This window comes from Ihubacter massiliensis (assembly GCF_024125305.1).
Lineage (GTDB): Bacteria > Bacillota > Clostridia > Peptostreptococcales > Anaerovoracaceae > Hominibacterium > Hominibacterium faecale.
On sequence record NZ_JAMXVH010000001.1, the window covers coordinates 2,038,700 to 2,051,287 of the forward strand.

General features: G+C 48.7%; 11 protein-coding genes and 2 riboswitches. Of the genes, 2 read left to right on the forward strand and 9 right to left on the reverse strand.

Going from position 1 to position 12,588, the window contains the following annotated elements; genetic code table 11:
• Positions 1-115: 115 nt before the first annotated feature.
• Positions 116-191: riboswitch (cyclic di-GMP riboswitch) on the reverse strand.
• A gap of 159 nt (positions 192-350) precedes the next feature.
• Complete coding sequence (locus tag NIA71_RS09480; protein ID WP_148396852.1) at positions 351-803, forward strand: hypothetical protein; 453 nt, start codon at positions 351-353, stop codon at positions 801-803.
• A 74-nt stretch (positions 804-877) separates the two neighbouring features.
• On the opposite strand, the gene NIA71_RS09485 is transcribed toward NIA71_RS09480, so the two are convergent.
• The 8 genes from NIA71_RS09485 to metK all read right to left on the reverse strand — a co-directional run bounded on the left by NIA71_RS09485 (position 878) and on the right by metK (position 9,959).
• Complete coding sequence (locus NIA71_RS09485; RefSeq protein WP_253020292.1) at positions 878-1,111, reverse strand: hypothetical protein; 234 nt, start codon at positions 1,109-1,111, stop codon at positions 878-880.
• Positions 1,108-1,752: an Rpn family recombination-promoting nuclease/putative transposase gene (locus NIA71_RS09490; RefSeq protein WP_253020293.1), complete on the reverse strand. Its 645-nt coding sequence runs from the start codon at positions 1,750-1,752 to the stop codon at positions 1,108-1,110. The genes NIA71_RS09485 and NIA71_RS09490 overlap by 4 nt, the downstream gene beginning before the upstream one ends.
• Positions 1,753-2,042: 290 nt before the next feature.
• Positions 2,043-2,351, reverse strand: coding sequence for a DUF6506 family protein (locus NIA71_RS09495; RefSeq protein ID WP_148396854.1), 309 nt, complete (start codon positions 2,349-2,351; stop codon positions 2,043-2,045).
• Between the two features lie 16 nt (positions 2,352-2,367).
• The gene (locus NIA71_RS09500; RefSeq protein WP_148396855.1) at positions 2,368-4,077 is read right to left on the reverse strand and encodes a molecular chaperone HscC; all 1,710 of its coding nucleotides are present in this window, start codon (positions 4,075-4,077) and stop codon (positions 2,368-2,370) included.
• Positions 4,074-4,844, reverse strand: coding sequence for a tetratricopeptide repeat protein (locus NIA71_RS09505; protein ID WP_253020294.1), 771 nt, complete (start codon positions 4,842-4,844; stop codon positions 4,074-4,076). The genes NIA71_RS09500 and NIA71_RS09505 overlap by 4 nt, the downstream gene beginning before the upstream one ends.
• Positions 4,799-7,279, reverse strand: a complete 2,481-nt coding sequence (locus tag NIA71_RS09510) for a tetratricopeptide repeat protein (protein WP_253020295.1) — start codon at positions 7,277-7,279, stop codon at positions 4,799-4,801. Before NIA71_RS09510 ends, NIA71_RS09505 begins: the two co-directional genes overlap by 46 nt.
• Positions 7,280-7,384: 105 nt before the next feature.
• On the reverse strand, positions 7,385-8,701 hold the full coding sequence (locus tag NIA71_RS09515) for an aspartate kinase (protein ID WP_148396857.1): 1,317 nt from the start codon (positions 8,699-8,701) through the stop codon (positions 7,385-7,387).
• A gap of 70 nt (positions 8,702-8,771) precedes the next feature.
• Positions 8,772-9,959, reverse strand: coding sequence for a methionine adenosyltransferase (metK, locus tag NIA71_RS09520; RefSeq protein ID WP_148396858.1), 1,188 nt, complete (start codon positions 9,957-9,959; stop codon positions 8,772-8,774).
• An 86-nt stretch (positions 9,960-10,045) separates the two neighbouring features.
• Positions 10,046-10,161, reverse strand: a riboswitch (SAM riboswitch).
• A 159-nt stretch (positions 10,162-10,320) separates the two neighbouring features.
• Between metK and NIA71_RS09525 the strand changes: the two genes are divergently transcribed.
• On the forward strand, positions 10,321-11,502 hold the full coding sequence (locus tag NIA71_RS09525) for a hypothetical protein (RefSeq protein ID WP_148396859.1): 1,182 nt from the start codon (positions 10,321-10,323) through the stop codon (positions 11,500-11,502).
• Here the strand turns inward: NIA71_RS09525 and NIA71_RS09530 are convergent.
• Positions 11,486-12,568 carry a serine hydrolase domain-containing protein gene (locus NIA71_RS09530; RefSeq protein ID WP_148396860.1) on the reverse strand — a complete coding sequence of 361 codons (1,083 nt, stop codon included), beginning with the start codon at positions 12,566-12,568 and terminating at the stop codon, positions 11,486-11,488. The genes NIA71_RS09525 and NIA71_RS09530 overlap by 17 nt on opposite strands.
• Positions 12,569-12,588 lie beyond the last annotated feature (20 nt).

Below are 12,588 nucleotides of genomic sequence, written 5' to 3' on the forward strand. Positions count from 1 at the left end.
GGACGGTGAGGTGTCTTTCCAACAAAAAAATCATCCTTTCGGATGACGCAGCAAAATACAATCGACGCCCTATCCTCTGAGACATTCTCAGTGATAACCGTATCGATCTTAAAGTTATTGCAGCTGGCTGCCATTTTACAGGCCCTGTAGCTTTGCGTCACCGTGTTTCCCCGGCTTTGCCCATTAAATTTTCTAAGATCAGAATACGCTTTTTTATGAGCTATGTCAATAACTATTTGTATGTTTCCTCTATTTGGAATCATGCCCTTTTGCCTTCACCCGCATATCATCCGGGCTGATGGAAAAAATAAACCTCATACAAAAAATCAGGGAAAAAGAGGGTGTGAAATTTGATTTTAAGAGAAATTGTGATTTCCGTTGCTGTGGGAATGATAACCGGGATGATGTCCGGGTGGCTTTCCGGAGCCATGGTGATGAACCACTACCGAAAGCTGGATGAAGAACAGACGCGAAAAGAACTGCATATTAAATACCTGGAAGAGACTGCGATGCACGTCTCCAAGGTCTTGAATGAAGTGGATCTTTTGATCCACCGTGACGGGCCGCCGGACTATGATAACATTTTAAGGGAAATCGGGATTTTTCAGATCCCAGACGGAAAGTTGGATGAAAAGGACGATTCCGCACGGATTGCCGAGGAGAAAACGATTTTGATGGACAGGATCGAAAATCAAATCAAAGAAGATACACTGGATGCACGGCAGGCAGCCATTGAGCTGATCAAATTATCGGCCAAATTGATGGTCGCAATGGAAACATACCGTCGCGAAAACCTGCAGTGATCATGGCACCGGGCTGAGCCGCTGTCCTGTCTCTTGTTCAAAGAAATGAAGGCGCTTTCTATACTGCCTTGTTCCTATCGCTCGCCCTTTAACTCCTCCAGTATCTCTTCCTCAGAGCGTTCCATATCCTCCATAACTTTTTCCACGATGGGCCGGATATTAACAGCCTCCTCTTCCAATTCCTCCGCTATTTGTCCCAGTGGTTTTCCTTTCAGGCACTTTTTCTTGACCTGTTGGATCAATTTCAATAACTCCCCTTCAGATCGGCCTTCAAAGTATTCTTTTTGCAATAGTTCTTCGAATTTCATATAACTGACCTCGCTTCCCTGGAGCTTTTGATCTCCTTTACCTGGCTGTGGATCAACGCAAGGAGGTCGCTTCCTGAGCGTTCCACCACCTCGTCGGTCGATTCCTCGATGTACTGCAGCAGCGCTTTCATTTCATCGTCCACGTCGTCAGCCGTCCCCCTCGTGTTGAGGACGATGGTATAGGCCTCGTCCTTCAGTTCCAGGCCGGACTCTTCTTCGCACCGATGCCGAAAACTGTACTTATGACGCCCATATCCAAAGAAGTCAAACAGGCAGAGGAAAATCACATAATTCCCGCGCAGTTCATTGTAGCTCATGCCCTTTTTCAGCAGCTGTTCCACGTCCACGATGCTGTGGTAATACCTCGATCTTTTGGGTATATTATACTCGTTATACTTTTGCATTTCAACTGTGTAAACGCTGTTTTCCTCGTCGTCCAGGAAGATGTCCAGCCGGACGCTTTTGGCATCGTGCACCACGTCCTTCGTTAGCTGCGGCTCTACGAACCGGACCTTTTTAATCTTCAGGTCCAGGATCTTTTCCAGCAGCCTCCGGCATACCTCTTCGTTCTCCATTACTTTTGCGAAGAGGAAATCATCGGATAGGTTCAATTCCTGCAAGGTGGGTCTGTTTTTCGTCATGTTACGTGCCTCCTTTTTATCTGTTAATATTTTACTGTAAATAAAAGGAATTTTCAACCGTTTTTTCAAAACCTCCATGAAAATTTTTAGTTATTACAAAAAATCCCATTACACAGCAAGAATTTTAGATATCCCAGCGATCCATGTACCAATCTCACCAAAGACGCTCTCCTGTCTCTTGATCAAAGAAGGTTATAGAATTTTCAGAACTATGTTCAAAAAAAATGATTCACCAAAGCATCTTATCGATTCTTTGGTGAATCATTTACGGTAACCTAGTCCTCAACCGATCACTTCCCCCACTTCTCATCGCCGGACATTCCATCATAGCCTGGGTGGTTATCGAACCGGATCACACCTACCGGGCATTTACCGGCGACCGCTTCCGTCACCTTGGCATGGCCCATGGTGCCAAAACCGCCGCACAGCTCCAGAGCCACAACGCCCTCTTCCGCCAGCTTGGCCGCTTCCTCGACGGCCGAAGCATAGCTGCCCACGCCCACCAGAATCATTTCACCGTTTTCTCCGACTTCCATAATCGTTCTCTGGGGAGCATCGATCTCTCCGTTGATGAACATAAAACAAATCTTTCTTTTCATAAGTTCCTCCTTATCTTTAATCAAATAAATCGTCTTCCATAGCAGCTTCGATCTCGTCCAGGGCTTCCTTTACCTCACCTGCGGCCTGTCGAATTGCGTCCTTATCCTGTTTATCCAGCACAGCTTCAAATTGGCTCAGTAAAAAATCCAGCTCCCGCCGAAGGTCGCCGGTGGCCTCTTCATACAGCCGCTCTCCGCGAAACAAAAGCAGCTTGTTTTCCTCCTGATCCCGGGGATGGATCTTGAGATAATTGAGCTCTTCCATGCGCCTTTCCGCTTCCTCTTCTGTCAGCTGAGATCCTTCCTTTTGAATGATGATCTTCTTTTCCACCCCGGTGGAATTTACCTTCACTTTTACCTCAAGAATGGAATTAATGTCATAAGTATAGGTGACATCGATGGATTCTTCACCGGACTTTTTCGGCGGCACCGGCACTGTAATTTCTCCCAGAGACAGGTTATTCTTTGCCAGCCGGCTTTCGCCCTGAAGAATATCCACAGTAATTTTTCGCTGATAGTCGCTGGCCGTATATAAGGTGTCGGTCCGGCTGACGGGTATAACCGTGTTGCGTTCAATAATGGGAAGGAAATGGCCGCTCTCCAGCATTTCTCCCAAACGCTGAACTGCCACCGAGGTCCCCAGAGTAAAGGGGCATACTTCTGTCAGCACCACTTCACGGACCGCCTGGTTCCGCTCTTTCATGGCGCACTGAATGGCGGCCCCCACAGCGATGGCCTCGTCGGGGTTTACATCTGTGTTAGGGATACGTCCGAAAATACGCCCCACAAAATTGCGAATGATCGGCAGCTTGGTGGCACCTCCCACCAAAACAATCTCATCGATATCAGAAAGTCTTATATTGGCATCTTTCAAGCTTCTTTCAATGGGCTTTCGAATTCGAGCCAAAAGCAGCTGGCAGTTGCGTTCATACTCTTCCAGGGAAAATTCCCGCTCATAGGTTTCTTTGTTAAGCACGCATTTCATGGAAGAACGATCACTGTTGGCAAATCCCAGCTTGCAGGTTTCAGCCTGGCGGGTCAGATACACCTGCTCCTTCGGGCTCAGCAAAGTTTCATCAACTTCCCGTTCTCTCAGCATCATCCCGCAGAGAACCTTGGTAAAGTCCTCGCCGCCGATAAAGTTGTCACCGGCGATGGCCCTCACCTCCATAATATTTCCATATCGCTCCAATATGGAAATATCAAAGGTACCGCCGCCCAAATCAAAGACTAGAAAACGGGTATGGTCCGCCCGGTGGTGAAGCCCATAGGCAATGGCGGCCGCTGTCGGTTCATTGATGATCCGTTCCACCTTCAGTCCCGCCAGTTCCCCGGCCCTCTTGGTGGCTTTTCGCTGTATATCGTTGAAATAAGCGGGAACACTGATGACTGCTTCTTCAACCGGCTGTCCCAGATAGCTCTCCGCGTCCTCTTTCAGCGCCCGCAGCACAAAAGACGATAGCTCTTCAGCGCGAAATTTTTGGTTTCCCATAACAAATTCTCTCTCTGTACCCATACTCCGCTTGAATAGGGATGCCGTCCGATCGGGAAAAGTGGACATCCGTTCCCGGGCTGTTTTTCCCACATATACAGTCCCCGATTCATCAAAGCTGACAATCGACGGGGTCAAACGATCTCCCAGGCGGTTGGGAATAATCACCGGTCCCTGATCGGTATAATATGCTGCTAACGAATTTGTAGTTCCTAAGTCAATTCCTATCTTCATATCCTCATATACTCCAAGTTTGCCGCTGCAGAGACCAAATCGCTGTCAGCAGGAGAAAAGCGCAGTCCTTCTTCATAGCAGCGCCTTGCACCCTCAAGGTCGCCCTCCAGCTCACATAAAAATCCCAGCTCATAAAGAGCGTCCGTGCAGCATCCATAGTTGCAATAGTCACATTTTCTTAATTCCAAGGCTTTTTTCAGCCAGCCCCGCGCGCTTTTATAGTCGCCCTGGGTTGCATACAGCGCTCCCCGAAGCTGATAAACCATGGGCAGACAATGGCTGAGAGTGCGTTCGCAATCGCCGGGCAGCTTTTCAAGTCCCCTGCGCGCAAACAAAGCCGCATCCTCCGGCTTACCCAGTTTGAGACTAGCCCTTGCGGCCCACAAGTCATAGTCAGCCTCCAAAAAGTCCGGCTCCAAATAATCGTGGTCCTTATCCAGCCCGGCGATGGCCTTAAAAAAGTATTTTAACGCCTTGCGGTACTTTCCTTTATAATATAATAGTTTTCCCGCTTCTTTCAAAGCCGCCGGCTCTCGCTTTCCCTCCGATTCATAAATAACCAAAGCATCGGCCGTCAATTTTTCATCGCGGAATATATGAGCCTTTTCCCATCTATAAAGAAAATCGGAAGTCTCCAGCCCCATTGCCCTTTTATAGGCTTCCAGCTTCTGCCTGGCGCTGATAAAATCGCCGGCAATCCGGCAGATTTCGATCTGCTTTCTTAGATATTTAGGTTCTTCTGTCCGCTCATAAATCTCCTGCAACATGTCCAGTGCGGCGTTCCAATCTCCCTGCGGCATTGAAGATTGGCTGCGTTTTCATATGCTTCCTCGCAAAGCTCGTCCTGCTGCTCGCCTACATCGATGGCTTTCTTGTAATAGGACAACGCCTCATCTTCCTGACCCTTGAATTCTAAAATCACGCCCATATAATTATAGGTGTATTCCAGCTCCGGGTCCATAGCCGCCGCTTTGCAAAAATCCTCCCACGCTTCATCCAATCGATCCAGGCATGTATAAATCTGGCCTCTGCGCATATACGCGTATGCCGATTGGGTCTGCGCCAGCTGAAGGCCAGCATATTTCAGCGCCTGGTCCCATTGATCCAGTTCCCGATAGATTCCGTCTATCATTCCGCAGGTACCAATGCGGCCGGGTGCTGCTTTTCGGATCCGCTGATACAGCTCCAGCGCCTCCTGATACTTTTCGCAGTCCTGGGCAATCTCCGCTTTTAGTTCCAGCAGGGGCACATATTGCTCATCACAGGCCAGCCCCTGGTCGATCAGCTCCACCACTGGTGTAAAATCTTCATCTTCCCGGTCGTATTCCATTACAGCCAAATGGTGGTAAACCTCGGCCAAATTCTCCACATTGAAAACTACATCTCCTTCTTCGCCTTTTTCCGTTGTTTCGATGATCTTGTAATAAATTCGTCTCGCTTGAAGAAAATGCTCTTTTGCCTCTTCTATATAGCCCTTTAAAAAGTCCAGCTCACTTCCGCTGATCTCCTCGCTTTCCAAGTAGGTGACCACGTTCTTCGCCTCCTCCAGCTCGCCTGCCGCAACGAGAATCTTAATTTTATAAACATAGGAGGCCAGCTCATAAGGATAAAGATCCATCGACGCTTCGCAGTCGTCGAAGGCTTCACCGTAAAATTCCATGCGGTAAAACGCTTTGGCCCGCATTAAGTAGGATATATGGGAAGTCCGGTCCAGCTCAATGGATTTGCTCAGTGCCTCTACAGCCTCTTCAAAATTCCAGATATCGTAGAGGATCTGGCCTTTCTGCCGCCAGGCATCCGCATCGTCCGGCCTCTCCTCAAGCAGCTGATTCAGCAGCTTTAAGGCATTTTCTATCTCGCCCAGACTTTGATAGATGGAACTTTCCAGCTGAAGCACATACGGCAGCTGATCTTCTTTTTTCTTTTGATTCTCCTCTGTATCTTCCAAATCCAGCAAATACTGTTTCCAGTCCTTGATATAGGTCAGAGCCCTTTTTTCATCGCCGCTATAGAGGCAGGCCCTTCCAATCAAGCTGCTGAATTCGATTTTGTGGGATTCTTCCGGCTCCACATTATGAAAAAGTTCTAAAACCGTTTCGTATTCGCCATTCTGAAAATAGGACCACCCCAGCTCAAAGAGGATCTCCTGGCCGTTCTCACCTTCACTGCGCCGCTGGTTCAGCTGATCGATATAAAGATTGTTACACTCATGCAGCCACTCCTCGGCGCCCTGATTATAAGGGTCTTCCTGAAGAAGTCGGGACAAAATTTCATTGGCTTCTTTCAGCTTTCCCTTTTTTACATAACATCTTGCCAGTCCGTAACGCCCCCACCTGGAATGGGGCTCATCCTCCAAGGCCTGGATGTATGCCTTGCGGGCCTCTTCATATTCCTCCAAGAAAAAACAGATATCCCCCTGCATCAGCTTGACATCCGCCAGATACTCATATTGAGGCAGCAGCTGGTCGATCGTTTCTTTCGCCTGGTGGTACTTTTTCTCCTGGCAGCAAATTTTAGCCATTTCGATTTGATCGTAGGGAGAGCGGATTCCGGTCGCCTCCATTTGCTTTAAAAGTTCCCGGCTCTGCTGGGTATCGCCTTCACCAATACAGCTGCTGAGCCGGGAACAAAGCCGCAGATATTCTTCAAAGGGCAGACTATCATCGCCCTGCAAACTATCATAGGGCGGATATTCCTGCGCTTCCAGCGATTCCAGGATCGCCCCCTCCAAAAACGCCTGCGGAAATTCTTCCGCCAGTTCATCCATATTTTCTCTCAGGCCGAATGCCAGGTCGATCACCGCAACGACTGACTGGGGCAGAAAAAAATGATCCAGCATATATTCCAACAGAGCGTCCCTTGCGGAAGTCTTTGTATCTAAATTCTGGCAAACATCCGCCTGCAGCAGCGCTTCCCATTGCTCAGGATCAATCCTCTTTGAAAAATGGCGATACAGATGATCCACCTGGCGCATCCATCTGCCAACGGAGCTGTCATCCCACACTGGTTCCTGATCACCATCGGCCGTTTTTTCTTCGGGTTCATCCGCTGCTTTGAGAGCTTCTTCCAGAGCCTCCCGCAAAGCCATGAATGCTTCCGGATCGTCCTCCGGGTTGGCAGTTGTCAGTTTTTTGCGGTAGGCGGCTTGAATCTCTTCTTTCTTCTTTGTTTCCTGGATTCCCAGGGTATTCCATATATCCATGCTCAACTCCTAATATTGTCTTTGTCCTATTATCCAAATGATACCACATATAACAAAAACGAGCAAAGAAGAAAAACTCCTTTGCCCGCGTATTTATCACTTTCTCTAATCGACAAAAGCCTTGTAGATGGCCCGGATTGAGGTTTCCAGATCCTTATTTTCAACACCAACGATAATATTCATTTCGCTGGACCCCTGGTCGATCATACGGATGTTCACCCCTGCTTCCGCCAGCGCCGTGAACAGCTTTGCCGACACGCCTGGGCGGTCGGACATACCGTAGCCTACGGTAGCAACCAATGCCATATGCTCGGAGACATCTATAGTATCCGGCTTGAGCTGCTGCTGGAACTGCTCCAGAATTTCATCCAGCCGTCCGTCAATGGATTTGTCAGAAAGAACGACAGATACGGTATCGATCCCGCTGGGCAGGTGCTCCAAAGGGATGTCGAAATCTTCCAGAATTCCCGTCAATCTGCGGACAAAGCCTCGTTCATCACTGAGCATATTCTTGTACAGGGCGATAACGGTAAAGTCCTTGCTTCCTGCAATACCGGTGATAATCTGCCCGTCTTCAAGGGGACCTGCTTCGGCAGTAATGAGCGTGCCTTCATCTTCAGGGCGGTTGGTATTCCGAATATTGATGGGAATATCCGCCACTCTTGCCGGGTAGATGGCATCTTCGTGAAGAACCGATGCTCCCATATAGGAAAGCTCCCTTAGTTCTTTATAGGAAATGGTACTGATCGGTTTTGCCCCCTCTACAATCCGGGGATCCGCTACCAGAAAACCGGATACGTCGGTCCAATTTTCATATACTTCCGCCCCTACGGCTCTGGCCACCAGAGCACCGGTGATATCGGAGCCGCCCCTGCTGAAGGTCTTCACACTTCCATCAGGGCTGCAGCCGTAGAACCCGGGAATAACGGCCCGTTCATGCTTTGCCAGCTCGGCCTTGAGGGCCTGGTTGGTCTCTTCTGCCAGCATTTTTCCTTTGGCATTGAATCGAATCAGTCCCTGTGCATCCACAAAATCGTAACCCAGATACGCGGCGATGAGTATGGCGTTGAGATACTCGCCTCTGCTGGCGATATAATCGGATGTGGTCCCTTTTTCCAGGTTGGCTTTGATTTCATCCAGATATTTCTGGATATTTACCTCAACTTCCAGATTCACTTCCGTAACCTTATAGCGGTCGCAGACAACCTGAAACAACTGCTCGTAAGGCAGATTATGCTCGATGTGCGTCTTGCACAGATACAGCAAGTCTGTCACTTTTGTATCTCCGTCAAATCGCTTTCCCGGCGCCGAAACCACAATATATTTTCTGTCCGGGTCGGCCTCAATGATTTTCTTGGTCTTTCCGATCTGAATGGCGTCCGCCACCGAAGAACCGCCGAACTTTGCTACCTTTATGCCCATTTATATTCCTCCTGTTATTATTGTCTGGGAAGTACCGCTTTTCAAGCACGCACGGGATTCCCTTATATGTTTATAGTATGCCTGCGCTCTTTTTTAGCGCCTCTACCTTATCGGTCTTTTCCCAGGGCAAGTCGATATCGGTCCTGCCAAAGTGTCCGTAGGCGGCCAGCTGTCTGTAGATCGGCCTTCTCAGATTCAGGTCGCGGATAATTGCTGCCGGACGCAGGTCGAAGTGTTCTTCTACCAGCTGTGCCAGTTTTTCATCGGAAACCTTTCCGGTGCCAAAAGAATCGACCAGGATGGATACCGGCTTGGCGACGCCAATTGCATAGGCCAGCTGGATTTCGCACTTATCAGCAAGCCCTGCGGCAACCAGGTTCTTTGCTGCATATCTGGCGGCATAAGCGGCGGACCGGTCTACCTTTGTCGGATCTTTTCCGCTGAATGCGCCCCCGCCGTGGCGTGCATATCCGCCGTAAGTATCGACGATAATCTTTCTTCCGGTCAGCCCCGAATCCCCGTGGGGTCCTCCAATGACAAATTTGCCGGTAGGATTGACAAAATATTTTGTGTTCTCGTCAAGGAGCTCCTCCGGAATAATTGGTTTTATTACCTGCTGGATGATGTCCGCTTCAATCAGATCGTGGGTCACATCTGGGTCATGCTGGGAAGATACCAAGACTGTATCGATCCGCTTTACTTGATCGTCGTCATATTCCACGGTCACCTGGGTCTTTCCGTCCGGTCTCAGATAAGGCAGGAGTCCCGCCTTTCTAACCTCTGTCAGCCGTCTGGCCAGCTTATGGGCCATGGCGATGGGCATCGGCATCAGCTCCGGCGTTTCGCTGCAGGCAAATCCAAACATGAGACCCTGGTCTCCGGCACCGGTTTCCTCCGCCTCATCAGCCAAAATGCCTTCTTTGTATTCCAGGGCTTTATCCACGCCCATGGCGATATCCGGCGACTGATCGTCGATGGCGGTCAGTACTGCACATGTATTTCCGTCAAACCCATAATCGCTTTTGGTGTAGCCGATATCGCAGATCACTTTGCGGGCGATTTCCTGTATATCTATGTAACATTCGGTGGTGATTTCACCCATGATCATTGCGTAGCCGGTATTTACGGTCGTCTCCGCCGCCACGCGTCCGTAAGGATCCTCTTCGAAGATCGCATCTAAAATAGCATCGGAAATCTGGTCACAGATTTTATCCGGATGCCCTTCGGTCACTGATTCTGATGTAAAAAGTTTTTTCATTCACGTTCCTCCTCGTTTTGTCATAGAATCCTCATCTAGCGAAAAAACCTCTTCTTAAAGAAGAGGTTTGAGATTTTCGTTATCTTTCCTCATCTTTCAGAATAAACTATTCTGTAGGATTTAGCACCTTTTCTGTTTGTTGAGAAACATCTAGGTTGCCGGGCTTCATTGGGCCTATTCCCTCTGCCGCTCTTAATAAGGATATCTATATCATTTTTTAAAGAATCGGCAAAGCCGACTTAGTTATTACACTTTTATATTATATCGTTTTTAATTGGCTTGTCAATAGGTGCTATGCCTACTTGTAATTTTTATAAAATGGGTTATACTTTATGTATTATATTTAAAAGAGGTACCAATTTTGACCAAACCAAAATTCACAGTTATTGAGGGCGGATTAAGCGCCCCAAAAGAAACGCAGAAAAAATATTTCATGGGAGCTTATGTTACCGATACCCGGCTGATGGGCGTGATGGGGCTTTATATACACTGGCGGATCCCCGATCAGCCGCTGCCCCCGGACTTTCACCAATTCTTTTATCTGGATGCGGAAGAATTCGGGTTTGAGACATATAAGAGCATTACTGGAAATAATGTGGAGGAGATCGCTGCCATCGAGCAAGCCCTTATCGGCGGTCTTGGCGGCCGCAAAGTAGAGGTAACGGAACGGGAAGCCAGATATTTGCTGTGTGAATACGCCCGCTTCAATCAGCGCCACAACCTTTCACTTCCGGAAGGCCGGGAGGAATACGAATTTCTCATCGAGCATCCCACGGTCCTCAATCCAAACGAACAGAAGGTTCTCATCGAGAAGCAGTGCGACCGGATCGTTTCCAGCTATCAAACCATCAATTATTTTCTCATGCGCTGCTTTGGCCACGATTACGAAGCGGCATCCTGGCTGTCAGAAGGGGACTTTCCTCTGGATATTTACGGGGAGCATCCTGCGGCGACCTTGTGCAAAAACACCATTGATGAAGATGAGTTCGATTCCGGCACTTATTTGTGCGAATCTCTGATCGAATATAATGATCAGTATACCCTGCTGGTATCGGAATTGACGGTAAATAAAAACCGGGTTACTTCCTTTGAGAAATGCTCCGGCTTTCCCATCAGCCCGGCCGAGGCGGCAATGATGCTTTCCCGGCCTGAATTTGTCACAGTGTATGAAGTTCTCATGCCGCCCGATGATTTCAGCAGCAGCATGGGACAGATGGCCCACGGAACCATGATGACGCCCCACGAAAACGGCAAGCTGTTCCTCGCCTTCAACAACAATAACAACCACGTCAACAAGCGGGTATTCCGCCTCAGTGAAGATGTTTTTGGACTGTACTATATCACAGATTACGGTCAGTTGATCGTTTCCTCCTACAGTCTGAGCGGAATCCATGCTTTGGAGCGGGATTTACGAAAAAGCGTCCTCGCGCCGTATCTGATGGCAACGGCCAAATATGAGTTCAAAGAACCGATTCTCTATGAGTTTATCCAGAGTGATTTTGAGGACTTCAATGAATTTCTCGATTTTATTCGCAATGAATAAGCATGTCGTAGATCTTTTTGTTGATCTTCTTAACTGCTCCGCGGCTGATGTTGGAAACCACGGTAACGTGGGCGCATAGTGCGGGGCAGATCCAAAAGCTGGCGCGGAATCCATCATCCGTGCCTTCATGTCCGTAAATATCGTATTCTCCCTGGCGGCGCATAAACCAGCCAAGGCCCATACCTTCTCCATTATTGGGTACAGTCGCATACCTTTTCCATAGCTTTTCATAAGTTTCTTTTTTGAAGAACTGTTTGCTCAGATGGGCCTTTGCCCACTTTGCCAGGTCGCAGATGTTGCTGGTCAATGTGGAGCTGGGGCCGTGCTGCCGGTTGTACGGATAATGCTTTTCCAGCACAATCTGTTTTTCCTGATTCTTGGTATGGGGCATAGCCATGCCTGCCTGGCTCAAGTCGCTCAATGCCAGGCTTCCCCCGGCCCGCTCAAAGGTCAAAAATGTGGAATCATTCATGCCCAAGGGCTCCAGAATATGTTTTTTCATGTACTCCTCGTAGGTCATGCTTGAGGTTTGGGCGATCACCAGTCCCAAAAGCTCATAGGCCATATTGCTGTAACGGAATTTATTCTCCTTGGGAGACCACAGCATGCGGGAGCCTTTTACTTCTTCACTGAGGGCATAATTCTTTAATGCCTGATCATCCAGCTTGGGATCATCCCAGTGATAATCTTCCACATCGGCCAGCCCGGATGTATGGGTGAGCATATGAAAGAGGGTGATTTCCCCATATCGTTCATCGTCTACGCACACATCGGGCAGCAAACGGCAAATCCGGCTGTCCAGGCTCAGCTTTTCCTGCTCGCATAGCTTCAGGATGCCCGCGGAAGTAAACAATTTTGACACCGACGCCATATGAAAAATCTGTTCCGGCAAAAGCGGCTGCCGGGTGGTCGCGTCCTTCACCCCCAGCGCTCTTTTATAGTTGAGCCCTTTTAAAGGCTCCGGGCCGTTTTCGCCGATCTCTACGGAAATGGCCAGGCCCGGCAGGTCGTGGTAAAAAAGGGCTTCTTCCGCGTATTTATCCAGTTGTTTTATCATATTTTCCATTACGCTTCTTTTTCTCCTTG